General features: G+C 71.1%; 26 protein-coding genes. 8 read left to right on the plus strand and 18 right to left on the minus strand.

Annotated elements, in window-relative coordinates; translation table 11 throughout:
• Window positions 1–90 precede the first annotated feature (90 nt).
• Both ABZ215_RS33840 and ABZ215_RS33845 read right to left on the minus strand, forming a co-directional pair.
• Window positions 91–411 (minus strand): hypothetical protein, encoded by a 321-nt coding sequence (locus ABZ215_RS33840; RefSeq protein ID WP_039791691.1) that lies wholly within the window; start codon window positions 409–411, stop codon window positions 91–93.
• 99 nt (window positions 412–510) lie between these two features.
• The gene (locus ABZ215_RS33845; protein ID WP_354954397.1) at window positions 511–1,269 is read right to left on the minus strand and encodes an SDR family oxidoreductase; all 759 of its coding nucleotides are present in this window, start codon (window positions 1,267–1,269) and stop codon (window positions 511–513) included.
• A 113-nt stretch (window positions 1,270–1,382) separates the two neighbouring features.
• Between ABZ215_RS33845 and ABZ215_RS33850 the strand changes: the two genes are divergently transcribed.
• Window positions 1,383–1,940, plus strand: a complete 558-nt coding sequence (locus tag ABZ215_RS33850; RefSeq protein ID WP_354954399.1) for a helix-turn-helix domain-containing protein — start codon at window positions 1,383–1,385, stop codon at window positions 1,938–1,940.
• 286 nt (window positions 1,941–2,226) lie between these two features.
• On the opposite strand, the gene ABZ215_RS33855 is transcribed toward ABZ215_RS33850, so the two are convergent.
• Complete coding sequence (locus tag ABZ215_RS33855) at window positions 2,227–3,084, minus strand: PD-(D/E)XK nuclease family protein (RefSeq protein WP_354954401.1); 858 nt, start codon at window positions 3,082–3,084, stop codon at window positions 2,227–2,229.
• A 99-nt stretch (window positions 3,085–3,183) separates the two neighbouring features.
• Here ABZ215_RS33855 and ABZ215_RS33860 point away from each other — a divergent pair, with 99 nt between their 5' ends.
• Window positions 3,184–3,915, plus strand: coding sequence for an ESX secretion-associated protein EspG (locus ABZ215_RS33860; protein ID WP_354954403.1), 732 nt, complete (start codon window positions 3,184–3,186; stop codon window positions 3,913–3,915).
• 17 nt (window positions 3,916–3,932) lie between these two features.
• Complete coding sequence (locus ABZ215_RS33865; protein ID WP_354954405.1) at window positions 3,933–5,360, plus strand: hypothetical protein; 1,428 nt, start codon at window positions 3,933–3,935, stop codon at window positions 5,358–5,360.
• A gap of 436 nt (window positions 5,361–5,796) precedes the next feature.
• Here ABZ215_RS33865 and ABZ215_RS33870 read toward each other — a convergent pair whose 3' ends face one another.
• The 4 genes from ABZ215_RS33870 to ABZ215_RS33885 are packed head-to-tail and all read right to left on the minus strand — an operon-like array spanning window position 5,797 to window position 8,079.
• Window positions 5,797–6,426, minus strand: a complete 630-nt coding sequence (locus ABZ215_RS33870; protein ID WP_017986945.1) for a MarC family protein — start codon at window positions 6,424–6,426, stop codon at window positions 5,797–5,799.
• Between the two features lie 2 nt (window positions 6,427–6,428).
• On the minus strand, window positions 6,429–7,286 hold the full coding sequence (locus ABZ215_RS33875) for a PHP domain-containing protein (RefSeq protein ID WP_027936276.1): 858 nt from the start codon (window positions 7,284–7,286) through the stop codon (window positions 6,429–6,431).
• Between the two features lie 46 nt (window positions 7,287–7,332).
• A complete protein-coding gene (locus tag ABZ215_RS33880; protein WP_020420917.1) occupies window positions 7,333–7,893 on the minus strand; it encodes a PH domain-containing protein in 561 nt (186 codons plus the stop codon).
• Window positions 7,894–7,914: 21 nt separating this feature from the next.
• Window positions 7,915–8,079 carry a hypothetical protein gene (locus ABZ215_RS33885; protein WP_017986942.1) on the minus strand — a complete coding sequence of 55 codons (165 nt, stop codon included), beginning with the start codon at window positions 8,077–8,079 and terminating at the stop codon, window positions 7,915–7,917.
• Window positions 8,080–8,251: 172 nt separating this feature from the next.
• Between ABZ215_RS33885 and ABZ215_RS33890 the strand changes: the two genes are divergently transcribed.
• Window positions 8,252–8,653, plus strand: a complete 402-nt coding sequence (locus ABZ215_RS33890) for an NUDIX domain-containing protein (RefSeq protein ID WP_354954408.1) — start codon at window positions 8,252–8,254, stop codon at window positions 8,651–8,653.
• Between the two features lie 539 nt (window positions 8,654–9,192).
• Here ABZ215_RS33890 and ABZ215_RS33895 read toward each other — a convergent pair.
• The 3 genes from ABZ215_RS33895 to ABZ215_RS33905 are packed head-to-tail and all read right to left on the minus strand — an operon-like array spanning window position 9,193 to window position 12,439.
• Window positions 9,193–10,782: an acyl--CoA ligase family protein gene (locus ABZ215_RS33895; protein WP_354954410.1), complete on the minus strand. Its 1,590-nt coding sequence runs from the start codon at window positions 10,780–10,782 to the stop codon at window positions 9,193–9,195.
• A 39-nt stretch (window positions 10,783–10,821) separates the two neighbouring features.
• On the minus strand, window positions 10,822–11,925 hold the full coding sequence (locus ABZ215_RS33900; RefSeq protein ID WP_027936277.1) for a DUF2332 domain-containing protein: 1,104 nt from the start codon (window positions 11,923–11,925) through the stop codon (window positions 10,822–10,824).
• Window positions 11,926–11,935: 10 nt separating this feature from the next.
• A complete protein-coding gene (locus ABZ215_RS33905) occupies window positions 11,936–12,439 on the minus strand; it encodes a MaoC family dehydratase (RefSeq protein WP_020420921.1) in 504 nt (167 codons plus the stop codon).
• A 316-nt stretch (window positions 12,440–12,755) separates the two neighbouring features.
• Here ABZ215_RS33905 and ABZ215_RS33910 point away from each other — a divergent pair, with 316 nt between their 5' ends.
• From ABZ215_RS33910 to ABZ215_RS33920, 3 genes are all read left to right on the plus strand, one after another.
• Complete coding sequence (locus ABZ215_RS33910; protein WP_020420922.1) at window positions 12,756–13,841, plus strand: magnesium and cobalt transport protein CorA; 1,086 nt, start codon at window positions 12,756–12,758, stop codon at window positions 13,839–13,841.
• A gap of 170 nt (window positions 13,842–14,011) precedes the next feature.
• Window positions 14,012–14,680, plus strand: a complete 669-nt coding sequence (locus tag ABZ215_RS33915) for a metallophosphoesterase (RefSeq protein ID WP_020420923.1) — start codon at window positions 14,012–14,014, stop codon at window positions 14,678–14,680.
• Complete coding sequence (locus tag ABZ215_RS33920) at window positions 14,677–15,525, plus strand: ParB N-terminal domain-containing protein (RefSeq protein ID WP_020420924.1); 849 nt, start codon at window positions 14,677–14,679, stop codon at window positions 15,523–15,525. The genes ABZ215_RS33915 and ABZ215_RS33920 overlap by 4 nt, the downstream gene beginning before the upstream one ends.
• Before the next feature lie 21 nt (window positions 15,526–15,546).
• Here ABZ215_RS33920 and ABZ215_RS33925 read toward each other — a convergent pair whose 3' ends face one another.
• On the minus strand, window positions 15,547–17,049 hold the full coding sequence (locus tag ABZ215_RS33925) for an MFS transporter (protein WP_354954412.1): 1,503 nt from the start codon (window positions 17,047–17,049) through the stop codon (window positions 15,547–15,549).
• A 91-nt stretch (window positions 17,050–17,140) separates the two neighbouring features.
• Between ABZ215_RS33925 and ABZ215_RS33930 the strand changes: the two genes are divergently transcribed.
• On the plus strand, window positions 17,141–17,821 hold the full coding sequence (locus ABZ215_RS33930) for a TetR/AcrR family transcriptional regulator (protein ID WP_020420926.1): 681 nt from the start codon (window positions 17,141–17,143) through the stop codon (window positions 17,819–17,821).
• Window positions 17,822–18,872: 1,051 nt separating this feature from the next.
• Here the strand turns inward: ABZ215_RS33930 and ABZ215_RS33935 are convergent.
• From ABZ215_RS33935 to ABZ215_RS33965, 7 genes are all read right to left on the minus strand, one after another.
• Window positions 18,873–19,310, minus strand: coding sequence for a type II toxin-antitoxin system VapC family toxin (locus ABZ215_RS33935; protein WP_354954414.1), 438 nt, complete (start codon window positions 19,308–19,310; stop codon window positions 18,873–18,875).
• 346 nt (window positions 19,311–19,656) lie between these two features.
• Window positions 19,657–19,962, minus strand: coding sequence for a transcriptional regulator (locus tag ABZ215_RS33940; RefSeq protein WP_354954416.1), 306 nt, complete (start codon window positions 19,960–19,962; stop codon window positions 19,657–19,659).
• A gap of 94 nt (window positions 19,963–20,056) precedes the next feature.
• Window positions 20,057–21,238 (minus strand): sn-glycerol-3-phosphate ABC transporter ATP-binding protein UgpC, encoded by a 1,182-nt coding sequence (gene ugpC, locus ABZ215_RS33945; RefSeq protein WP_020420930.1) that lies wholly within the window; start codon window positions 21,236–21,238, stop codon window positions 20,057–20,059.
• A 5-nt stretch (window positions 21,239–21,243) separates the two neighbouring features.
• The gene (locus ABZ215_RS33950; protein ID WP_027936280.1) at window positions 21,244–22,086 is read right to left on the minus strand and encodes a carbohydrate ABC transporter permease; all 843 of its coding nucleotides are present in this window, start codon (window positions 22,084–22,086) and stop codon (window positions 21,244–21,246) included.
• Complete coding sequence (locus ABZ215_RS33955) at window positions 22,086–23,033, minus strand: sugar ABC transporter permease (RefSeq protein WP_020420932.1); 948 nt, start codon at window positions 23,031–23,033, stop codon at window positions 22,086–22,088. The genes ABZ215_RS33950 and ABZ215_RS33955 overlap by 1 nt, the downstream gene beginning before the upstream one ends.
• Entirely contained in the window at window positions 23,030–24,346 is a 1,317-nt protein-coding gene (locus ABZ215_RS33960) for an ABC transporter substrate-binding protein (protein ID WP_027936281.1), read from the minus strand. Before ABZ215_RS33960 ends, ABZ215_RS33955 begins: the two co-directional genes overlap by 4 nt.
• Window positions 24,347–24,503: 157 nt before the next feature.
• Window positions 24,504–25,037, minus strand: coding sequence for a general stress protein (locus ABZ215_RS33965; RefSeq protein ID WP_017986924.1), 534 nt, complete (start codon window positions 25,035–25,037; stop codon window positions 24,504–24,506).
• Window positions 25,038–25,177 lie beyond the last annotated feature (140 nt).

A 25,177-nucleotide genomic window follows, 5' to 3' on the forward strand; every position in this document is an offset into this window, starting at 1 on the left:
TCAACGCCCACTGCTCATCCGAGAGCATCTGAAACCGCGACACGACCAGCAGCATCCCAGCCACCAACCGCGATCTTTGTCAGACACGCCCTAGGCCCACCAGAAGGTCCACAGCGCGGTCAGGGCCACCGCGAGCACCACCACTCCGGCAACCGCCGCCACAACCCCCCGGCTGCGATCCGCGACGCGCTGCGCGAGTAGAGCCAGCACGGCGGCGATGGGGTGCCCGATCATCGGCGCCGCGCCCGGGCCGGGGACGTCGAGGAAGGCGCACAGCAGACCCGCGCCCAGGACGAGCACCGCCAGCGCGACGAGGCCGGCCGCGAGCGAGCCGGTGAAGCCGCGCCACCACCGCGCCACCCGGGTGCGACCACGCGCCGGGGCCAGCGGCAGCTCTTCGGTGTCCGTCATGTCCTCGCTCACCCTGTTCCACTCCTCGACCGGGAACTCCGAGGATTCCACCATGCCCGCGACGGGCAGAAGCGGGACCACCCGCACCGGGGACCCCGGTCAGACGCGCGGTCCGAGGAACAGCCCGCCACTCGCGTCGATCACCTGACCGGTGATCCAGCGCGCGGCGTCGGAAGCGAGGAACGCGACCACGTCGGCGATGTCGCCCGGTTCGCCCAGGCGGTTCATCGCGGTGGAGGCGGCGATGAACTCGGCCAGGCCCGGGGCCGCGAACGCGGAGCCGTTGGTCGCCGTCCGCGTGGCGCCGGGAGCGACCGCGTTCACCGTGATTCCCCGGGCGCCGAGCTCGTTGGCCAAGGTCATGCTCATCGTTTCCACCGCCCCCTTCGTCATGGCGAACGAGGTCTGGGCCGGGTTGGCCATCCGGGTCGCGACCGACGAGATCGTGATGATGCGGCCACCGTCGCGGAGCAGCGGCAACGCGCGCTGGATGACGAAGTAGGGCGCGCGCACGTTCACGGCGAAGAGCTGGTCGAACTCGGCCCGCCTCGTGGCTCCGAGCGGTCCGGCCGGTGCGGCCGCGGCGTTGTTGACGAGGATGTCCAGCGGCCGCCCCGCCAGGGCCGACTCGACTCCCGCGAAGAGCGTTTCGACGTCGCCGTCCACGCCCAGCCGTGCCCCGACGGCGAATGCGCTCCCACCGTCGCGTTCGATCTCGGCGACCGTCGCCGCCGCGCCCTCCGCGTCCGTGCCGAAGTGCACGACCACCAGCACCCCCTGCGCCGCGAGGCGGGCCGCGATCGCCCGTCCGATGCCACGCGATGCCCCCGTCACCAAAGCCGTCCGCACACCGATCACCCCAGTCTGTTAGCTGCTACCAAAATGTTAGTGACTACCAATGCGGTACTGTCTACCACGTGGTTGAGCGGCAATCAACGTTGCGAGCGCGACGACGAGCCGAGACGCAGCGCATGATCCAGGCGCACGCGGTGCGGCTGTTCACGGAACGCGGCTACGACACGACGACGGTGAACGACGTGGCCGTGGCCGCGGGCGTCTCGGCCATGACCGTGTACCGGCACTTCCCCACGAAGGAAGACCTCGTGCTCGCCGACCAGCACGGGCGGCTCGTCGGCGAGCGGCTCGCCGCCACCTCACCGGCACAGCCGCTGGTCCGTCGAATCTGCGGCGCGCTGGTCGACGCGACGGCGACGCTGACCGATGGCGACCCCGCGACGAGGCAGCACTTGCTCGCGCGGCTCCGGCTGATGATCTCGACACCCGCGCTGCGGGCCAGGCACCTGGACAACCACTACGCCTTGCAGGAGGCGATCGTGGACGCCCTCGGCGCGGCGGACCCCGAGGCCGCGTTCCGCGTCCGGGCGGCGGCCGGCGCCTGCTTGGCCGCGATGCACACGGCGCTGGTGCGGTGGGCCGAGGAGGACGGGAAGACCTCGCTGCCGGATCTCATCGCGCAGGCACAAGCCGCAGCCTTCGGCGACCACGCGGTGGAGGGTGGCGCGACTTGATTCGTGGCCGGCTGTTTTGGGGCCTGCGGCCGCTTGCGGCCACAGCGCGTTGATAGTCAAGCCTCCACGACCAGCACAGCCAATGGCGGCAGCGCCTGCCAGAACCTCGCCACCAGGGTGGCTCAACCGCGCCAGCCCGCCCCTACGGCGCCAGCAGCTCCCAGGACTTCGCCCCAGGGCGGCCCAACCGCACCAGCCCGAGCACCCCCACCTACGGCGCCAACAGCTCCCAGGACTTCGCCACCAGGGCGGCCCAACCGCACCAGCCAGCCCCAAACACCCACCCCTACGGCGCCAGCAACTCCCACGACTTCGCCGCCGGGGCGGCCTGCTGCCCTGCCTCGCAGCTGGGCCGGAAGTCGCACCAGGCGCAGCGGCGGTCGGGGCGTGCGGGGAACACCGCGTCGGCGTCGGCGCCTGCGTCCAGCGTGTCCGTGGCCAGCCGGACGTCCTCGGCGGTCTCCTCGGCGCGGCGCAGGTGCCGCTGCAGGCTCTCCGGCGTGTGCGTCGCCTCCGCGACCGTGCCGCTGGGGAGGTGGTGCAGCTCGACCTTGCGGCACGGCCGCCGCAGGGTGCGCTCGGCCGCGACCGCGTACATCGCCAGCGCCTGGGAACTGCGGGCCTCGTACTCGTCCGGCGCGCGGCGGCCGGTCTTGTAGTCGACGATCACCAGCTCACCGCCGCGCTGGTCGATCCGGTCCGCGCGCCCCTCGATGATCATCGAAGCGGGCTGCCCAGGCTGGGGGTTCACCGGCGCGGACACCCACCGCTCGATGCCGACCGGGTCGCTGGTCACGTCGTGGTGCTCGACGTACTCGGCGACCCACTCCTTGGCGCGGGCGCGGTACGTCGCGGCCTGGTCGGCGTCGGCGAACCCGCCGTCCTGCCAGTGCTCCGAAAGCAGCGCCGCGGCACGCTCCGGCGTGCGCCGCGCCGGCGGCACGTCGAACAACGCACGCAACGCGTTGTGCACGACCGCGCCGAGCGTGCTGTGCGCCCACGGGCCGGTGCGCTGCGGGGTCGGCCGGTCGAGGTAGGCCATCCGGTACCGGCGCGGGCAGTCCGCGAAGGTGGCCAGTCGCGCCGGACTCACCTTCGTCAACCGCCGCGGCTGGACCGCGAACTCGAACCCCAGTTGCTCCACGTCCACTACCGTACGCACCACCCCCGACACTTTCGGCTCCGCCCACGGCCCGCGGCGCATATGATCTGGGCGGTTGGCATTCGGAGCAGGGGGCAATGCGTGTTGACGTTCGAAACGGCGCCGGCCGAACTGGACATCCTCGACGAGGAGCTGGGCCTCGGGAGGTTCGTCTACCCGCACCGGATCCCGTTCGTCAGCGGGACCCGGTCCGAGCGCGCCGAGCAGCGGCAGCGCGTGTTCGACCACTGGCACCGCCTCGGGCGCATGTCGCGTGACCGGCTGCGCGGCGAGTTCGAGGACCTGCTGCGGCTGTGGGCGCGGCCGGACGTCCTCGTCACCCAGGTCGTGGCCGAGCTGACGCGCGACGAGAAGGTCCTGTCGCGCGGCGGCTGGAGCGGCGAGCGCGGTGTGTTGAGCCGGCAGAGCGGGGACAACGTCAGGTTCGCCGAGCTGCGCGCGGGCCAGGTGCTCCCGCAACTGCTCGAACCGCTGCCGGAGGTGCCGCCGGTGCGCATCGCGCCGGTGACCTACGTGTCGCAGGCGCGCGGCGGGGGCGACCTGTTCGGCGGCGAGCCGCCGCGGGAGAAGCGCGTGGCGGACCGGTACTTCGCGGCGCCCCCGCTGCGCGCCGGGGTGGTCTCGTGCTCGGTCCGCGGGGTGGACGCGGGCCGCCTGACCTGGTTCGACACCTCGGACGGCCGGTTCTTCACCACGGTGGAGCAACTGCCCGACGGCGCGCAGCGGCACACCTTCACGCCCGCCGACCGGGCCCGCATCGGCCAGTGGGTGCGCGACCACGTCAACCAGCACCTGACCGCGGCGAATCGTTGACACCAGGGGAGGAAGTCATGACGCAGCCCGACAACGGGTACTCGCGGCGCCGGTACGAGTCGGAGGTCTACGCCGAAACCGCGGGCAAGTCCGCGGGCAAGTTCTTCGGGCCGGACGCCGAGCAGGTCGCGGGCGACTACTCGGTCAAGTCCGGCCAGGTCTACACGCGGAAGCTGCAGGCCGAGGGCGGCGGGTACCGCGACGGGCTGCCCGCATCGGAAGAGGATTACCGCAGCCGATCGCACGAAGAGCTGAAGACCATGGTCACCGAGGGCGCTTCCCCCGAGGAGGTCGACGAGCAGGGCATCATCGTCAACGACCTCGGCAACGCGTTCGGCGAGATGGCCTCCGCGCTCCGGCAGGGGGTCGCCAAGGAGCAGGCCGGCTGGCAGGGCGACGGCGCGAACACCGCCTTCGGCTACTTCAACACCCTCGCGACCTGGGCGGACACCTCGAAGGACGCGGCGTTCCTGTCGGCGAACCGGTATTCGCAGACGTCCGCGGCGCTGTCCCAGGCCCGCAACAGCATGCCGGAGCCCGCGGGCAAGTCGGTCGACGAGTCGATCGCCGCCGCCCGGCAGCAGCTCGCGAGCGGTGACTGGGAGGGCGCCAGCGCCACCATGAACGACATGCAGAACCAGGCCGCGCTGCAGCACCAGGCCCAGCTGGAGGCCGCGGCGGTGGTGGCGCAGCGGGACGTGATGCTGCACGCCGGCGGTTCGACCCAGCCTGTGTACGCCACGCCGACCACGCAGCCCGACACCGGCGCCGCCACCAGCCCGACGTTCGCCGCCAACGACAACACGACGGCGTCCAGCTCGGGCGGCGTCGGCCCGATGGGCGGCGCGCCGGGCGGGGTGCGGACCACCGGGAGCATCGCGCCGCCGACGACGCCGCTGCCCGGGATCGGCACGGCCACGGGCGCGTCGCCGACCCCCGGGTTCAGCGACCACGCCGGTGGCTGGGGCCGCTCCCCTGCCGCGACGGTGCCCGGCAGCTCGGGGCTGTCGGGCGGTGCGGGCATGATGCCGGTCGCGCCGGGCCAGGGCGACCAGACGCGCACGTCACCGCGCCCCGGTTCGGGCTCCGGCGGCCGGGCCGGTGCCGTGCCGCGGGCCGGGGTCGGCGGCCGGGCGGCTGGTGGTGGCGCCGCGGGCCGTCTCGGCGCAGGTCAGGAGGCCGCGGGCCGCCGGGCCGGGATCGGGGAGCCGGGCGCCAGGGCGGCTGCGGAGAGCGCGAACAGCGGACGCGCCGGAGCCGCGGGCAAGGCGGGCGCGTCCGGATCGCACCTGGCCGGCCCGGCGGGCAACTCGAAGAAGGACGAGGACAAGGACCACGAGCGGCCCGCGTACCTGCTCGAGGACGACCCGGACAGCATCTTCGGCCACGAGGGCGGCACGGACGAGAACGGGAACCGCATCAGCCCACCCGTGATCGGCGGCTGACGGAGCCGGCACGGCGGCAGCCCGCGACTCGCTCGCGCGCTGCCGCGTGCCGGGAGCTGACCCAGCAGGCATGCCCTCGGGGCCGGCGCCGATGGCGGCATCGCCAGGTGACCACCCCAGGGGAACGGCAACCGGCGCCTCGGCAGCCCAGACCCCCTCGCCAGCCGGGACCGATGACCAGCCGGTCCGGCCCCGCGCGGCCGGCGCCCACAGGCACCGTTGGCCCGCGATGGGAAAGACTCCGCCCCAACGAAGCCGACTGCGGCTGGCACGGGCAGCTCCCCCAGCAACCCGCGACTCGCTCGCGCGGCAACCGGCGCCCAGACGGAGGTTCACGGCGGAGGCCGGCCCGGTGCAGTGAGGGACGAGGCCTGGCATCGCAGGCATCCGCATCCGGGGAAGCAGCACCTGCCCGCAGCGACACCCGCCCAGAACGTCAGCCGCCTTCGATGAAGCCTCTCACGGAGTTCGCGACCAGCTCCACGGCGATCGCGGCCAGCAGCAGGCCCGCGATCTTCGCGAGCAGCGTGATACCGCTTTCCTTGATCAGCCGGATGACCACGCCGGAGAACCGCATGCACGCGTAGATGACGATGTGCACGGCGACGATCGCGCAGGCCAGCGCGACGTACGCGCCCACGTGCCCGGACGCCTGCCGCACGAAGACGATCGTCGCGGCGATCGCGCCCGGCCCGGCCAGCAGCGGGGTGCCCAGCGGCACCAGCGCGACGTTCACGTCCTCCACCACGTTCGGCTCGCTCGTCGCGCCGCGGCCGGTCAGCAGGTCCAGCGCGATGAGCAGCAGGAGCAGCCCGCCGGCGCCCTGCAGCGCGGGCACCCCGATCCCCAGGTACGCCAGGATCGCCTGCCCCGCGATCGCGAACAGCGAGATCACCAGCAGCGACACCAGCACCGCCTGCCGCGCCGCCCGCGCCCGCACCGCCGGCGGCTTCCGGCCGACCAGGCTGAGGAACACCGGCACGGTCCCCGGCGGGTCCATGATCACGACCAGCGTGATCGACGCCTCCAGGAACAGCTTCGCGTCGAAGAGGTCGGCGACCGCCAAGGTCAGCCCACCACGATCTGCGCGCCGGACGCCTTGTCGATGAGCGCCTCGAACTGCTCGGGATCGGTGTTCTCGGCGCCGATCGGGATGGTCTTGTTCGTGCCGTGGTAGTCGCTCGACCCGGTCTGCACCAGCCCCAGCTCACCGGCCAGCCCGCGCAGCTCGGCGCGCGTCGGCTCGTCGTGGTTGGGGTGGTCGACCTCCAGCCCGGTCAGCCCGAGCTCCGCCAGCCCGGCGATGTAGTCGGCGGACACGATCCGCCCGCGGCTGCGCGCGAACGGGTGCGCGAACACGGTGACGCCGCCGGCCTCGGCGATCATCTCGATCGCCCGCTCCACCGGCGTGTCCTGCCGCGGCAGGTAGTAGCCGCGGCCGGCGCCCAGGTACTCGGCGAACGCCTGGTCCACGCTCGTCACCAGCCCGGCGCGCACCAGGGCTTGCGCGAGGTGCGGCCGGCCTGCCGGGGAGTCCGGGCCGAGGGATTCGAGGAGCTCGTCGGCGTCGATCGGCAGGCCGTCGGCGGCCATTCGCACTGCCATCGCCCGCAGCCGGGTGCGGCGCTCCTGCCGCAGCCGCGTCTGCTCTTCGACGATCGCCGGGGACGCCGGGTCGAACAGGTAGGCCAGCAGGTGGATGCTGATGCCGAGGCTGCTCACGCACGACAGCTCGGCGCCGGGCACAAGCGTGAGGCCGGACGGGAGCGCCGCGGCCGCGGCGGCCCAGCCTGCCGTGGTGTCGTGGTCGGTCAGCGCGACCACGTCGAGCCCCGCGGCGGCGGCCGTCGCCACGAGTTCGGCAGGCGTGTCGGTGCCGTCCGACACGGTGGAATGGGTGTGCAGGTCGATGCGCATCGGAATCATTGTCGCCTACCCGGTCGGCACACGGCCGACCAGGCACAACGACGTGTCAACCGACGATCTTCTTGCCGCGCGCGAGCCGCTGGGCCTTGATCATGGAGAAGCGCTCGCTCTGCTTGTGCTTGTCGCCGAAGACGAGTTCGGAGATGGTGTCGTAGAAATCCTCCGGGCTCGGCAGGAACTCGATCCGGTTCAGCGCCTGGATCTGACCGGCCGACTCGACGACGACCGTGCCGTAGCCGAACATCCGGCCCCACGCAGAGCGCTCGTAGGTCAGGTCGGTGACCTTCGAGATCGGCATCATCGCGACCTTGGTGGTGATGACGCCGCTGGTGAGCACGAACCGTTTGTCCGTGACCACCAGGCGCTCGACCCACCACTCGATGACCTTGAACGCGTACACGACGACCACGAGCAGCGCCGCGTACCAGAGGATGTTCTGGACGACCCACAGGGACGGTGGCAGCAGGTAGGACACCATCACGCAGATCGCGAGCAGGGCGATCGTCTCGAAGGTGTCCCAGGCCAGGAATGCCCAGTGCCTGCGGACCCGCACCACGCGCCGCTCGGTGTCGAGCAGGTACTCGTCGGGATCCCGTGGGGCGAACATCAAGCCAGCCTATCCGGCCGCCTACGAAGTGAACACGTTGCTGACGAAGGTGATGACGGCCTCGGCCGATTCACGCAGGAAGTCGACGATGTTGCTGACCAGGTTGGCCGCGTTGCCCGGCTGGGCGATCACGAAGAACAGCACCAACGCGATACCCACGAGCCCGGCAATCTTCTTCGCGTTCACAACGATCAATCCCGTCTCTTACTCCGGCATCGGACTGGCAAGCTCACCAGTAACGTTGTACCGCACTCCGCAGGGTTACGGGAGGTAAGTCCCGCGCTTGGGTCAGTGTCCGGCTGTGATCTAATCGGTTGGTTACTCTCCGCTTCCACCGCGCCCGGGTTAGGCTGCCCTCATGAGCGCGACCGGCCGGGTTCCCGTGCGCTGCGTAGGCGGGATCTTGCACGATCAAGCGGGCCGCCTGCTGCTCGTCCGGCGCGCGAACGACCCCGGACGCGGACTGTGGTCGATCCCCGGCGGACGCGTCGAACCAGGCGAAACGGACAGCGAGGCGCTGATCCGGGAGATGCGCGAGGAAACCGGGCTCGTCGTGCGCCCCGGCATGCTGGTGGGCCACGTGATCCGCGGCCGCTACGAGATCCACGACTACACCTGCGAGGTGGCAGGCGGTTCGCTGCGAGCCGGCGACGACGCGGCCGAGGTGCGCTGGGTCGACGAGGCGGCCTTCGCGGCGCTCGCGCTGACGGACGGCTTGGCCGACACGCTGCGTGGCTGGGAGATGCTGCCGCGCTGCTGAGGGCGCTTTCCGCGGCTCGATGCCGGTGCGTCGCTGCTTGGAACGGTGGGCTCGGCGGCCGGAATTGTCGGCATGTGCCCTGAAGTGGGAAGCACGCTGCCCGGAGGGCCAACGCGCCCCGGCGCGGCAGTGGCGGGTCGCGGCTGCGGGTTGGCGGTGGTGCGCCGGCCAGTCGCGGCGGTGGCGCGGCCCAATGCGCCGGTGCTGCGGCTCGTCGCGGTAGTGGCGCGGCTCGTCGCGGTAGTGGCGCGGCTCTTCGCGGCGGTGGCGCGGCTCGTCGCGGCGGTGGCGCGGCTCGTCGCGGCGGCGAGCCCGGCCGGTTGCGGCAGTGAAGCCGGCGCGCAGCGGTGCCGAGTTAACCGGTCACGGGGCGGAGCTGGCCGCTTGCGGCGGTAGTTTGGTCGTCGCGGCGGTGCCGCGACCCGATGCGGCAGCGGCGCAGCCCGATCCGGCGGCAGCGGCGCCGCAATCCCTCGCGGCGCAGCCCTCACGGCAGGCGGGCAGGGCGCGGAGCCGCCGCTGAGAGCAATCCGCCGTGATCAGCCCTGGATCCGGGACTCCGAACTCCCCCACTCGCGTTCGCGCAGCTGGAACTTCTGGATCTTCCCCGTCGAAGTCTTGGGCAGCGCGTCCACGAACTCGACCTGGTCGGGCACCTTGAACCGCGCGATCTGCTCCCGCACGTGCGCCCGCAAGTCATCCGCCGTGGCCGTCGCGCCTGGGCGCAGCACGACGTACGCCTTCGGCCGCTCGCCCCACTTCTCGTCCGGCACGCCGACCACCGCGACCTCCGCGACGGCCTCGTGCGAGTCCAGCGCCGCCTCCACCTCGATCGTGGAGATGTTCTCGCCACCGGAGACGATGATGTCCTTCGCCCGGTCACGCAGCTGGATGTAGCCGTCCGGGTGCCACACGCCCAGGTCACCCGAGTGGAACCACCCGCCGCGAAACGCTTTCTCCGTCGCCTCGGGGTCGGCGAAGTAACCGGACATCACGTTGTTCCCGCGCATCACGACCTCGCCCATCGTCACGCCGTCGCGGGGCACGTCGCGCATCTGCTCGTCCACCACCCGGATCCCGTCGGTCACCAGCATCCCGACGCCCTGCCGCGCCATCAGCCGGCTCCGCTCGGCGATGTCGAGCTTGACCCACCCCTCCTGCGCCTCGCACACCGTGTACGGCCCGTACGTCTCGGTCAGCCCGTACACGTGCACCAGCCGCGCGCCCAGGTCCGTCATCCGCCGGATCACGGTCGGCGACGGCGGCGCCCCCGCGGTGGTCACCACGACCTCCCGCGGCAGCGGGTGCGCCCCCGAGTACCCGGCGATCGTGTTCAGCACCGTCGGCGCGCCGTTGAAGTGGGTGATCCCCTCGCCGTCCAGCAGGCGCCAGATCTCGGCCGCGTCGACCGCCCGCAGGCACACGTGCGTGCCGCCGATGGCGGTGACCGCCCAGGTCGTGCACCAGCCGTTGCAGTGGAACATCGGCAACGTCCACAGGTACTTCGACTCCGGCGTGTGCCCCGAGTGGATGATCTCGGCCAGCGAGTTCAGGTACGCGCCGCGGTGGTGGTACTGGACGCCCTTCGGCCTGCCGGTGGTCCCGGACGTGTAGTTGATCGAGATCGTCGACCGCTCGTCCGCGACGCTCCACGGCAGCGGCTCGTCGCTGCCCCGCGCCAGCAGCTCGTCGTAGGTGATGCCGCCGACGGCCGGGTCCGGCTCCGCGCCGTCCACCACCGTCACGACGTCCACACCGGTCTCCGGCGGCACCGACGCGTGCAGTGCCGCATCCACCACCAGCACCTTCGCCCCGGAGTGCTCCAGGATGTAGCGGATCTCGGCCGGTGCGAGCCGGGTGTTGATCGCCACCAGCACCGCGCCCGCGAGCGGCACCGCGAAGTGCGCGACCAGCATCTCCGGGATGTTCGGCAGCAGGTAGGCCACGCGGTCCCCCGGCCCGACCCCGCTCGCCCGCAACGCGTGCGCCACGCGGGTGGCCTCCGCGGCGAACTCGCGGTAGGTCACGCGGCGCTCGCCGTAGACGATCGCGTCCTTGTCCGGGAAGACCTCGGCGGAGCGCTCCAGGAAGGCCAGCGGGGTCAGCGGGGTGAACCACGTGTCAGCCATGACCACATCCTCACCGCAGTGGCCACCGGCACACAACAGCTAGGCGGCCAGCCAGGTCATCCGGGCGCCGTAGCGGGTGGTGCGGGCCAGCGCGACCGCGTCCCAGCCGCCGGCCGTGCGCCGCGCCAGGCCGAGCGTCGTCTGGCCGTCGACGGCGAAGGCCAGCTCGTCCCGCCCCGGCAGCACCGCGGACAACCCGTGCTCGTACGTCTCGTCCATGACCCACCACAGTGGACGCGACTCGCCCAGCGCGGCCAGCCGCGACAGGAACTCGCCGCGGTCGGCATCCGGCATGTGCCCCATCGTCCGGCAGGTGAGCACCACCAGCGGCACGTCCGCGGGCAGCAGGGCGAGAGCCTCGTCGAACGCGCCGACCGCGTCCCCGGCGACGATCTGCGGCGGCGACTTGCGCTGCGCCAGCGCGGCCGCCCGCAGCAGCCGCACCCGGTCCGGCTGGTCGCCCCACACGCAGGCCTCCAGCCACGCCAGCTCGTCCTCATCGGACAGATCCAGCGGCCGCGGGTCGAGCCCCGCGCGCGCGACGACGGTCAGCTTCTTCGGCAGTTTCGGCAGCACCGCGCCGGGCGCCAGGTCGAGCGCGCAGTGCAGCCCGACCGCCGCCTTGGCAGGCCCGGCGACCAGCTGCTCGCCGCCGTCGCACTGGTACCGGTAGGCGAACTTGTCCATCCCGAGCAGCAGCCCGCCCGCGGTGCCGACCTCGAGCAGCGCGATCTTGCCGCCGGCCTGCTTGGCCGCCATCGCGACCGCGGGGAACACCGACGCGGCGCGCCGCACCTCGTTGTTCGCCAGCGACCGCGACGCGAGCATGCCCGCCGCCTCGCCGGCGTGCGCGAGCAGGAACTCGCGGAACAGCGGCCACGTCTCGTCGTCAACGCCGTAGGACCCGCCCAGCGCGGGGTAGTACCGGTACAGCGGGTGGATCGGGTCGGCCTGGACCAGCCGGTGGGCGACCGCGAACAACAGCGCGGGGCTCGCCTCCTCGGGCGCGGCGGCCAGCAGGCCGGCCACCGCGTCGTCCTCGGCTGCCTTCGACGCGAGGTGCTCGTACAGCGGTGACTCGCCCGCCGCGCTCCCGGCGAACTCGTCCAACCGCCGCTTGGCTTCGGCCAACCCGATCGTCACGCGGTCTCCCTCACTCGTGCGGAACGGGACGGCCCGGCTGCTCGCCCCCACGCGCCTCACCGTAGTTCTGCTTCGGCACCAGGACCTTGCGCCGGAAGATGCACACGATCGTGCCGTCCTGCTTGTAGCCCCGGGTCTCCACGTACACCACGCCCCGGTCGTCCTTGGACTTGGACGGGGTCTTGTCCAGCACCTCGGTCTCACCGTAGATGGTGTCACCGTGGAAGGTCGGCTTGACGTGCCGCAGCGACTCGATCTCCAGGTTCGCGATCGCCTTGCCCGACACGTCCGGCACCGACATGCCCAGCAGCAGCGAGTAGATGTAGTTGCCCACCACGACGTTCTTGCCGAAGTCTGTGGTCTCCGCCGCGTAGTGCGCGTCCATGTGCAGCGGGTGGTGGTTCATGGTGAGCAGGCAGAAGAGGTGGTCGTCGTACTCGGTCACCGTCTTGCCTGGCCAGTGCTTGTACACCGCACCCACCTCGAACTCCTCGAAGTACCGCCCGAACTGCACTGGTCGACCTCCCTGCGGGTAACGCCACACCGACCTGGAGCGACGTCAACTGATGTTGAGGAGTACCCTCGACCAATGGCGGCGGTGCGTCAACGCGACAGCCGCCACGTTGCCGGTCCGGCTGGAGGAGGTGAGGAACGCAAGATGAGTAGTGGCGATAGTCCGCTCCCTAGTAAACCCAGCGTTTCCCTCCACGTGGCCGGAACCATTTCCGTGCTTTAGGCGCAGTTCGCCCGGGAAACGCTGGTAGAGCCGAGCGGACGCATTCCTGCCCGCCCGGCGGTCGTGGTACGCACTGCGAAAGCCAGGAGATCCCATGCCTGCGATTCCCTCCCTCGGCGGCCTGCGCGGCCGGGGCAACGGCCGAGCCGGCCGGGTCGAGCCGCCCGTGCCGGTTCCCGTCTCGGCCTACATCGTCGACTGCGCCGTGTACGTCGACGGCGAACGGCTGCCAGGGCGCTGGACGCACGCCGAGGCCATCAAGGAGGTCCGGCGCCGTCGCGACGGGTTCGTCTGGATCGGCCTGCACGAGCCCGACCAGCAGCAGATCCAGGGCATCGCGGAGGTCTACGGCCTGCACGAGCTGGCCGTGGAGGACGCCGTCCAGGCGCACCAGCGGCCCAAGCTGGAGCGCTACGACGACACGCTGTTCATGGTGCTCAAGACGGTCCGCTACGTCGAGCACGAGTCGCCGACCACGGCCAACGAGATCGTGGAGACCGGCGAGCTGATGGCGTTCCTCGGGCTGGACTTCATCATCACCGTCCGGCACGGGGCGCACTCCGGGCTGGCCCGGCTGCGCCGCGACCTCGACGAGGACCCGGAGCGGCTGACCAACGGCCCGGCCGCGGTGCTGCACGCCATCACCGACCTCATCGTCGACCAGTACCTCGACGTCACCTCCTCGATCGAGGAGGACATCGACGAGATGGAGGCGCGGGTGTTCGCGCCCCGCTCGTCGGTCAGCGCCGAGCAGATCTACCTCATGAAACGCGAGGTGCTGGAGCTGCGCCGCGCGGTGCTGCCGCTGGTCACGCCGGTGCGCAGGCTCGCGGAGGGCTTCACCCGGCTGGTCCCCGACGAGGTCCGGTCGTACTTCCGCGACGTGGACGACCACCTGACCACCGTGTCGGAGCGGGTGGGCAACTTCGACGAGCTGCTGACGACCCTGGTGAACGCCACGGTCGCCAAGATCACGCTCCAGCAGAACACCGACATGCGCAAGATCACCTCGTGGGCGGCCATGATCACGGTCCCCACGATGATCGCGGGTATTTACGGCATGAATTTCGACTACATGCCGGAGTTGCGCTGGAAGTTCGGGTATCCGGCGGTTCTCGTGCTGATTCTCGGGATCTGCCTGCTTCTCTACCGAATATTCAGGAAGAACAAGTGGCTCTGACCCTTTCCTGACCTGTTCGCTGGAAGGAGTTCTCCGATGACCAGACTGCTCACGAGCCTCAAGTTCTGGGCCCTCGCGCTGACCCTGGTGTGGATCGCGGTGGTGGCGGTGCTGATCGCCGACCACCCGGAACTCGCGCAGGCCCACTGACGAGTACCTATCGTGGAGGCATGCGCGCGCTGGTGGTCTCCGACGAGGTCGACGAGCAGCTGTGGGCCGGTGTCGGCCCCGGCTGCGAGGTCGGCCTCGTCCTGGCCGCCGGCGACCTGCCGTTCGACTACCTGGAGTTCCTGACCGACTCGCTGGGCGGCGTGCCGTGCGTGTTCGTGCCCGGCAACCACGACCCGGACCTGTCCGGGTTCACCCGCCACGGCGGCCTGTTCATGCGGGCAGGTTTCCCGCAGGCCTGGCCCGGGCCCGCCGGCGCGGTCAACGCCGACGGCCGGGTCGTCGACGTGTGCGGCCTGCGGATCGCCGGCCTCGGCGGCTCGGTCCGCTACAACGAGGGCCCCAACCAGTGGACGCAGGCGCAGCAGGCCCGGCGCGCCCGGCGGCTGGTCCGGCAGGCTGCGCGCAGGCAGCGCCGCGACGGGCGCGGTGTCGACGTCCTGCTCACGCACGCCCCGCCCCGCGGCGTCGGCGACCGCGAAGACCCGGCGCACCAGGGCTTCGACTGCCTGCACCGGACGGTCGAGAAGATGCGGCCGGACTGGTTGCTGCACGGGCACATCCACCCCTACGGCGAACAACCCAGGGAGCACCGGATGGGCGACACGCGCGTCCGCAACGTCGTCGGCAGGCACCTGATCGCGTTCACCCCGCACGAGGTGCGGACGTGAACGCCGCGCGGGACACCGGTTTCCCCCGCGCCGACGCCGAGCACGACTTCCTGCGCGCCCGGCGGCGGCAGGTGCTGTCGCGGCTGGCGAACTGGCTGCGCCGGGAGCCCGACGACGTCAACATCATGCTGCCGTTCGACGAGGTCGTGGACGCGCTCGGCTACGTGAGCGAGCGGCGAATCGGGTTGCGGGTGATCCCGCTGAACTCGATCGTCGGCAGCGTCGACCGCGGCCGCGACTTCGACCGCCGGTTCCGGCCGACTTCCGGCCGGGTGCGGGAACGGTGGGAACGGCTCGCGCTGGCCGCCCGCCGCGGCGAGCACATCCCGCCGATCGAGGTGTACCGGGTCGGCGACCTGCACTTCGTGATCGACGGGCACCACCGCGTGTCGGTGGCCTACGCGCTGGGGCTGGAGACCATCGAGGCCGCGGTGACCGAGGTGCACACCAAGCTCAACCCGAAGGGCATCCGCTACCGGGGCGACCTGATCGTGAAGGACTACCGGCGGCTGTTCCTGTCGCGGGTGCCGCTGGCGGGCGAGGCGCGGGCGGCGATCGTGGTGAGTGACCCGTGGGACTACGCGCACCTCGGCGAGCACGTCGAGGCGTGGGGTTTCCGGCTGATGCAGTCCGAGGGGAAGTTCCTCGACCGCGCCACGATCGCGCGGCGCTGGTACGAGGAGGAGTACCTGCCGGTGGTGGAAATGATGCGGCAGGCGGAGCTGATCGGCGACCGCACCGAGGCCGAGGCCTACATGTGGGTCGCCGGGGAGCGCTACCGCCTGATCCGCCAGCACCGCTGGGACGACGAGGTCATCGAAGCGCTGCGAGCCCGCCGGCGCTGACGCCGGCGGGCCCTTGGTCGCTCAGGCGTGGACGACCGGCATGTCCGTTTCGATCTCCTCGGGCACGCCCGGCTTGATCAGCAGTCCGCAGACGACCGCGCCGAGCAGGAAGATGCCCGCCGCCCAGGTGAACGCCGTGGTGTAGCTGTGGATCGCGGCGTCCGCCAGCAGCTGCGGCGTCGGCGTCTTGCCCACGGCGAACGAGGCCGCGGCGTCGGCGGCGACCGAGCTGAGCAGCGCGGTGCCGATCGAACCGCCGATCTGCTGGCCGGTGTTGACCGTCGCCGAGGCGACCCCGACGTCGTGCGGGTCGACGCCCGAGATGGCGACGTTCATCGACGGCGCCATCGACAGGCCGATGCCGACCCCGGCCACCATGAGCGGGAACAGCACACCGCTGGCGTAGGTGCTGGCCGAGTCGATGCCGCTGAGCCAGAACAGCCCGGCCGCGGCGATCACCATGCCCGCGCCGACGAGGACCTTCGGCCCGACGCGCGGCAGCAGCACGCTCGTGGACAGCGTCGCGCTCACCATCAGCGTGCCGACCATCGGCAGGAACGCCAAGCCGGACGTGATCGGCGTGAACCCGAGGTTCTGCTGCAGGTAGTAGGTCAGGAACAGGAAGATGCCGAACATCCCGATGCCCAGCAGGAACACCGCGAGGTACGCGCCGCCGCGGTTGCGGTCGAGCAGCACGCGCATCGGCAGCAGCGGGTGCGCCACCCGTGTCTCGATGCGGACGAACACGCCGAGCAGCACCACACCGGCGGCCAGGAAACCCCACACCAGCGGCGAGGACCAGTCATGGGTCTCGGCGTTGGCGAAGCCGTAGACGACGGCGAACAGGCCCAGGGTCGAGACGACCGCGCCCGGGATGTCCAGCTTCGGCCGGTCCTCCGACGGCCGGTGCCGGAGCAGGCTGGAGCCGCCGACGAAGGCGATCACCGCGAAGACGATGTTGACGAACATGCACCAGCGCCAGTCGAGGTACTCGGTGAGCACCCCGCCGAGCAGCAGTCCGACCGCGGCACCCCCGCCTGCGATCGCACCGAAGATGCCGAACGCGCGGCCGCGTTCCTTCGGGTCGGTGAACGTGGTGGTCAGCAGCGACAACGCGGCGGGCGCCAGCAGCGCGCCGAACACACCCTGCGCGGCGCGGGCGACGATCAGCATTTCGATGCCGTTCGCGGCGCCGCCGACCGCCGAGGCGAGCGCGAAGCCGGCGAGGCCGATGAGGAAGGCGCGCTTGCGGCCGAACAGGTCGTTCACGCGGCCGCCGAGCAGCAGCAGGCTGCCGAAGGCGAGCGCGTAGGCGGTGACGACCCACTGGCGGGCGTCGCTGGAGAAGCCCAGTTCGTGCTGGGCGGTGGGCAGCGCGATGTTCACGATGGTCGCGTCGAGCACGACCATCAGCTGGGCCAGCCCGATCATCACCAGGATCAGCCAGCGCCGCGCGTGGTGCGGGTCGGCCGTCGAGCCGGCTGGTCTCCCCCCGGCGGGCTCGACGTAGGTGGTTTGCGTCATTCCGGTCCTCGCAGACGTATGTGGAGTGGGGACCTCCCCTTCGCTGTCCACCGTACCCAAAAACCGGAGGAGCTATCTCAGGTTTGGTAGAATGGGTTTCATGACGCGGGACACACTGCGCGCCGCATCGCCGCGGCCGCTGCGGCGCGACGCCGAACGGAACCGGCTGCGGATCCTGTCGGCGGCCCGGGACGTGTTCCGGGAGCGGGGTTTCGACGCGACGCTGGACGACGTGGCGCACGCGGCGGGACTGGGCGTCGGCACGGTCTACCGGCGGTTCCCGAACAAGGAACACCTGATCGACGCGATGTTCGCCCGCCGGCTGGAGGAGATCGAGGAGGGCGCCCGCGCGGCGCTGGCCGACCCGGATCCGTGGGAGGGCTTCCGGAAGTTCGTGTGGGACGCGGTCCGGATGATGGCGGACGACCGCGGGATGCGGGACACCTTGCTCAGCAACGCGTTCGGCCAGGTCGAGGTGGCGCGGGTCAAGGACCGGATGATCCCGGTGGTGACCGAGCTGGTGCAGCGGGCGAAGGACAGCGGCGCGTTGCGCGCGGACTTCGTCGAGACGGACTGCCCGGTGTTGTTCAAGATGGTCGCGTCGGTCGTGGAGTACTCGCACGACGTGGCCCCGGACCTGTGGCAGCGGTACCTGACCATGCTGCTGGACGGCCTGCGCGCGGACGGCGGGCAGCGGCAGGAACTGCCGGTGCCGCCGCTGGACCACGAGATGCTGGATTGCGCGATGAAGGCGTGGCACTCGCGGCGTTGAGGTGGTGGCGCCGGACCGCGAGCACCGCGACGCCGGCGATCGCGGTGGCCCCGCACGCGGCGAGGACCGGCAGGTCGAGTTCGGGCGCCTCGCCGAGGACGGTCATGCCGAGCGCGGTCGCGACCACCGGGTTGGCGGCGGTCTGGCACCCGACGACGATGTCCGGCGGCCCGCTGGCGTAGGCGTGCTGGACGAGCCAGGCGGCGGTGGCGAACGCGAGGACCGCGGCGAGCAGGGAGAGCCAGGGCAGGCCGTCGGAGTGCAGGACGTCCCTGGTGAGCACGGCGACCAGGCCGTAGCCTGCCCCGGCGGCGACGGCGAGGGCCGCGCTGCGGGCGATGCCCTGGGCGAGCGCGGCGACGGCGACGAGGGCGATGACGAGGACGCCGACGAGCTGACCGGCGTCGACGACGGTGTCCGGCGGGATCGTGGTGGGCTGCGCGTCGCGCGCGGTCAGGGTGACGAACACCGCGACGGCGAGGGTGACGGCGGCGACGGCGGCGCGGGTGACGTGATCGCGGGGTCCGTTGAGGACGGTCAGGATGGGCAGCGCCAGCACGACGACCGGGGTCACGACGGTGACGGGGGCGAACGCGAGGGCGAGCGCCTGCAGGACGGTGCAGGCGGTGAGCACCAGGACGCCGAAGCGCCAGGCCGGGTTGCGCAGGAGGGCCGCCGGGCTCGTGCGGCCCGTCGTGGTGACACCGCGGTGCTGCAACCAGGCCCCCAACGCGGCGGCGACCGCCCCGAGGACCGCGCAGGCCACGCCGAGGAAGATCATCGCGGCACCGCCGACCTGGCCATCCGCCACCTCCCGTCGCTGAGGTGAGAATGCCCGCCCGCGGCTGAGAGATCCTTCAGGGCCGCGATGGGGGAAGCCTCCCCGGGCGGGTAGCTGGTGGCGGCTCCGTCGGCGCGGCGAGGTGACCGGCGGTCGACGGGCGAAACCCTCCCCCTCGCTGTCGAGGATTCAGCCGCCCAGTAGTGGCGCTCCTCCGGTATCACGGCAGCCACCCCAGCGGGCGAGACCCTCTCCCGTCGCCGGCGGCGGTCAGCCACCCAGCGGGTGGAAGCCCTCCCCCGCGGCGGCTTCGGACAGCGCCTTGTCGAACGCCGCGAAGGTCCGGCACTCGCGGTCGGCCGATGCGACCAGCTGGGCGGTGGCGAGCTGGATGGCGTCGTAGGCCCGCAGGCCGTGCACCCCGGTGAGCCGGGCGGCCACGTCGAGGACGATCGGGGTCACTGGGACGACCGCGAACCGGGGCGGCTCGTCCGGGGTGCCGTGGTAGTCGGCCTCGAAGGCGGACACCAGCAGGCGGGCGTCCGCCGCGGAGATGGCGCCCATGCGGTGCTTGCGCCAGAGCGCGGCCGGGATCTCGACGCGCACGATCTGGGAGACGACCAGCCCGGACAGCGCCTGAACCTGCTCGCTGCCCGGCTCGGCGACGTAGAGCTTGACGAGCGCGGAAGAGTCGGCGAAGACGCTCATGACGCGCTGCGCTTCCGGAGGAGCACGCTGACGCGGATGCCCGGCGGCCGCCGGGTCGGTGCTCCGTCGGTCCGGACGGCACAACCCGCCCGCCGGCCGCCCGTGGGCAAGCCGGTCACCGCGGTCCCACCCTGCGCGGTTGCGAGCCCGACAGCCCGGGCGGCACAGCCGCTCGAGCGAACAGCTCCGATCTCCGCCGCCGAGTGCCCACCCCGCGTGCAGGCACGCACAGGCACGCGGCCCGGACCCGGACGGGCACCGCCGGGCGGGGGCACCACCGGCGCGGACCTCGCCGCCAATCGCGCACCACCAACTCGCCGAACGTCCCCGGCCGCCGGGCAACCCCTCACCGCGGGCCGCGTTCTTCGCTGATCAGGTCGGCGGCCAGGGGGCCCGTCGCGGCGGCGCGGCGCGCGGCGGCGGCCACCGCGGCCGGGTCGGGACGCGTGGCCGGCGTTTCGGGTTCCCACAGCAGGCCGGCCCGGCGGAGGCGTTCACGCAGTCGCGCGTTCTCGTCGCCCGCCAGGTCCGGATCCGTCGCCGCGTCGAGGACGCGCGTGATGAACTCGTTCATGCTCACCCCCCGTTGAGCCGCGGCCTGCCGGACCCGATGCACCAGTTCGTCGGCGGCGCGCCAGCTGACCTGACTCATGACAGCATGCTAGCAAGGATGCTGTCAGGCCAAGCCGAGAACGGGCCGGAGCACCACTTGCGGGTGACAGCGGCGCTCCGGCCCGAACGAGTACTCAGCCCTCGAAGGTCAGGTTCTTTCCCGAAGCCGGGTCGAACAGCTGGATCTTCTGCACGTCGAACCACACGTCGAGCGTTCCGCCCTCCCGGGCGCTCGACGCGGGGGACAGCCGGGCCGTGATGGAGGCTCCGCCGCCCGGCACGTCGTCCGCTCCGGCGTCCGCCGCCAGCTCGGCCAGCTCCGACGACGTCGCCGTCGCGCCCTCGACCGTGAAGTACGCGTACTTCTCCGACCCCATCGACTCCAGCACGTCGACGTGGGCGCTGAACACGCAACCGCCGGCGCGGGCGGACTCCTCCAGCAGCCCGGCGTCCTCGAAGTGCTCGGGCCGGATGCCGGCGATCACCTCCCGCGGCGCGTTCGCCTCCTCCGCCAGCCGCCGCAACCGGTCCGGCAGCTGGACCGTGCCCAGCGCGCTCTTCAGGCTCCCGTCCTCCAGCGTCGCCGGCACGAAGTTCATCGACGGCGAGCCGATGAACCCGGCCACGAACAGGTTGGTCGGGTGGTCGTAGAGGAACTGCGGCGAACCGATCTGCTGCACGTACCCGGCCCGCAGCACCACGACCCGGTCGCCCAGCGTCATGGCCTCCGTCTGGTCGTGCGTGACGTACAGCGTGGTCGTACCGAGCTGGCGCTGCAGCTTCGACACCGACGTCCGCATTTGCCCGCGCAGCTTCGCGTCCAGGTTGGACAGTGGCTCGTCCATCAGGAACGCCTTGGGGCTGCGCACGATCGCTCGTCCCATCGCGACCCGCTGCCGCTGGCCACCGGACAGGTTGGACGGTTTGCGGTCCAGGTGCTGCGTCAGGTCCAGGATCTCCGCGGCCTCCTCGACCTTCGCCTTGACCGTCGCGTCGTCGATCTTGGCCAGTCGCAGCGGGAAGGCCATGTTCTCCCGCACGCTCATGTGCGGGTACAGCGCGTAGGACTGGAACACCATCGCGATGTCCCGGTCCTTCGGCGCCTTCTCGTTCATCCGCTCGCCGTCGATGCGCAGCTCGCCGGAGGAGATGTCCTCCAGCCCGGCCACCATGTTCAGCGTGGTCGACTTCCCGCACCCGGACGGCCCGACCAGGATGATGAACTCACCGTCGGCCACCTGCAGGTCCACTTCGGACACGGCGAGCGCACCGTCCGGATAGCGCTTGCTCACCTTGTCCAGCACGATCTCAGCCATTGGCGCTACCCCTTCACCGCACCGGAGGTCAGCCCCGCGACGATGCGGCGCTGGAAGAACAACACGAACAGGATGATCGGGACGGTGATCACGACCGCGGCGGCGCAGATCGTCCCGGTCGGGTCCTCGAACTGCGAGGCCCCGGTGAAGAACGACAACGCCGCCGGCACCGTCCGCGACGCGTTGGTCGAGGTCAGCGAGATGGCGAACAGGAAGTCGTTCCAGCAGAAGATGAACACCAGGATCGCGGTGGTGAACACCCCGGGCGCGGCCAGCGGGGCGATGACCCGCCGGAACGCCTGGCCCGGCGTGGCGCCGTCCATCTTGGCCGCCTTCTCCAGCTCCCAAGGGATCTCCCGGAAGAACGCGGACAGCGTGTAGATCGCCAGCGGCAGCGCGAACGTGATGTACGGCAGGATCAGGCCCGGCCAGGTGTCGAACAGCCCGAGCGTGCGCTCGATGTTGAACAGCGGGCTCACCAGCGACACCTGCGGGAACATCGCGATCAGCAGCGAGACCCCGACCAGCAGCTGCTTGCCGGGGAAGTCCAGCCGCGCGATCGCGTACGCGGCCATCGTCCCCAGGATCACCGCGATCAGCGTCGCGATGAGCGAGATGCCGATCGAGTTGATCAGCGCCCGCACGAAGTCCAGGGTCTGGAAGATGTCCGCGTAGTTCTGCAACGTCCACGACCGCGGGATGAACTTCCCGTCGTCGATGGTGTCCTTCGTCTTCAGCGACAGCGACAGGATCCACAGCACCGGAACCAGCGCGTAGACCACCACCACGATGTCGATCAGCGTCCACTTCGTCTTGCGGCCGGTGGTGACCGCTCCGCCCATCACCATCAGCGCTTGCCCCCCTTGTCGCTGCCGGGCGCCGCGGTGCCGAACAGCTTGATGAAGATGAACGCGATGATCGCGACCGTGATGAAGATGAGCACCGACATCGTCGAGCCGATGCCCAGGTTCAGGCCCTTGATCAGGTTGTTGTAGGTCTGCATGGACACCGACGACGTGTCGTTCTGCCCGCCGGTGAGCACGTAGATGTTGTCGAAGATGCGAAACGCGTCCAGGGTGCGGAACAGCAGCGCCACCAGGATCGCCGGCTTCATCACCGGCACGATCACCTTGATGAACCGCTGCCACGCGTTCGCGCCGTCCATCGCCGCGGCCTTGAGCAGGTCGTCCGGCACCAGCGCGAGCCCGGCCATCAGCAGCAGCGCCATGAACGGCGTCGTCTTCCACACCTCGGCGAGGATGATGATCGCCATCGACGGGATGTACTGCGTCAGCGGCGCCGAGTCACCGGCCAGGGTGTTGGCCAGGTACCCGGTGTCCGGGGTCCACGCGTAGTACCAGGAGAACGCGGCCACCACTGTCACGATCCCGTACGGGATCAGCGAAACCGTGCGCACCAGGCCGCGGCCGACGAGCGTGCGGTGCATGATCAACGCGAGCAGCATGCCCAGCACCAGCTCGATCGCCACCGAGATGACCGTCAGCGCCATCGTGGTGCCGAACGCCGTCCACCAGTAGGAGTCCGACAGCACCGCCGCGTAGTTGGCGAACCCGACGAACTCGGTCTGCTGCGGGAACCGCAGGTCGTACCGCTGCAGCGACAACCAGATCGAGTAGACGATCGGGTAGCCGGTGACCGCGACCATCACGAACGCCGCGGGCGCGCACAGCAGCCAGCCCAGCCGCCGCTCTGCCCTCTTCCCTTCGCTCAGCGCCGGTTTGCCCGGTCTCGCCGTGGTCCGCTGCGGCGCCGAAACGTCCTCGACCGTGCTCACGGGATCACCCCTTTCGAGTTCAGCGCGTCGGTCAGCTTGGTGCGCAGCTCTTCGGCCGTCCGCTGCGGATCGATCTCCGACGGCGGCGACAGCACCTTGGAGATCACGGTCGACAGGCTCTGGTACGCCGGGGTCAGCGGGCGCACCGCGGGATCCTTGAGCGCGGCGAAGATCGCGTCCCGCATCGGGTACGCGGTGGCCATGCTCGGGTTGTTGTCCGCGTCGACCGGCTTGGTCGGGTCGAGCGGGGTGTCGTCGGTGTAGAGCGACTCGATGCTCGGCGGGACACCGTCGTTGAGCGCGGAGAACTTCTGGTTCTCCGGGCTGCGCAGGCACAGCGCCGCCTCGAACGCCTCCGGCTTGTGCTTGGACGTGGTGCTGACCGCGAGGTCGTAGCCACCGATCGTGGTCTTCGCCGGGATCCCCGGGTCGACCGCCGGGTAGGTGGACCACTTGAAGTGCTGCAGGTCCTGCGGCTGCTCGTCGGCGAACGAGGCGTAGACGAACGGCCAGTTCAGCTCGAACGCGCCGTTGCCGCGCTGGAACGCCTGCCGGACGTCGTCCTCCTTCTGGTTCGTCAGCGACGGGTCGGTGATGCCGCTGGAGGTGACCCGCTTGAGGATCTCCAGGGCCTGCACCGCGCCCTCGTCCATGACCACGGACTTGCCGTCGTCGGAGAGGATGTGCCCGCCCGCGGAGGCGACCAGGGTGTTGTAGACGACCACCAGGCCCTCGTACTGGGCGCCGGTGAACAGGATGTTGTGCGGCTTGCCCGCCGCCTTGAGCTGCTCGGCCTCGGCGATCATCTCGTCCCAGGTCGCGGGCGGCTGCGGCGTGATCCGGTCGTCATACCAGAGCAGCTGGACGTTGGTGTTCTTCGTCGCCGCGTACAGCTTGCCGTTCCAGGTCGCGGTGGCCAGCGGACCGGGCAGCACGCCCGCCTCCGCCCGTGCCTTGTTCGACCCCGTCCACTCCTCGGCCCAGCCGGCCTCGGCGAACTCCGGCACCCAGGTGACGTCCAGGCCCAGGATGTCCAGGCCGTCGTCACCGGCGGCGAGCCGGCGCGCCATCTGCAGCCGCTGGTCGTCGGCGCCGCGCTGCAGCTTGTTGTAGACGATCCGGTACCGCCCCGCCGCCTGGGCGTTGCAGTTGTCCACGACCGTCTGGAACGTGTCCTCCGGCGCGTAGTACAGGTTGAGCGTGATCCCCTGTTCGGATCCGCACGCGGTCACCAGGCCGGCCGTCAGCATGGCCGCCCCGGCCACCGCCGCGATCCTGCCGGGCGGCCTGCCCCGGCTCTTACCGTTCCCCATCAGGCCTCCTCCTCGGCACGCGGCCGGCGGGAGACCCACCCCGCACGCCGTCGTGCATGCAATCAAGCAACCCGAGGGTGTCAACCCGGGTCGCACGATCGGTGGGAACTGAAACTATGCCCGGCGATCACGCACCGCAAGCGGTGGAGGTCACGATTCAGCTCGATGACCCGGATGGCCGCATCGCGAGCTTCGCCAGCAGGTCACGGCCCTGCTCCGCGTTGCGCGGCTGGCACAGGACGTCGTAGCGGCCGGCGACGAGCTGGCTGGCCGAGGCGAAGTCGCGGCGGCCGCGCGAGGAGGCGTAGCTGATGGCCGCGAACACCAGGCCGAACAGCACACCGGAGACCAGGCCGACCAGGATCGGCTGGTAGGTGACCTCCGCGCCGGAGGCGAACATGGCCAGCAGGAAACCCACGAACAAGCCGAACCAGGCGCCGGAGATCGCGCCGGTCATGAGGACGCGGCCCCACGACAGGCGGCCCAGCACCCGCTCGACGAGCATCAGATCCACGCCGACGATGGTCACGTCCTCGACCGCGAACTGGTTGTCAGCGAGGTAGTCGACCGCCCGCTGCGCCTCCTGGTAGGTGGCGTAGGAGCCGATCGGCCACCCCGTGGGCGGCGTCGGCAAGCGCGGCAGGCCCTGTGCTTGACGGCCGCCGGAGGAGAACGGGCTGGTCACGGTCATCACCTGTGCTGTCGTAGTGATCGAGTGACTTCATCCTGCCAACCCCTATGAAACCACGCGAACCCGACACTCCAAGTGCCTTCAGCGGGGATGATGCGGGGGGCCGGCCGGGGCCCGCGGCTTCGCGACCGGGGTGGAGC

The organism is Amycolatopsis sp. NPDC006131 (assembly GCF_040614175.1).
Classification (GTDB): domain Bacteria; phylum Actinomycetota; class Actinomycetes; order Mycobacteriales; family Pseudonocardiaceae; genus Amycolatopsis_E; species Amycolatopsis_E tucumanensis.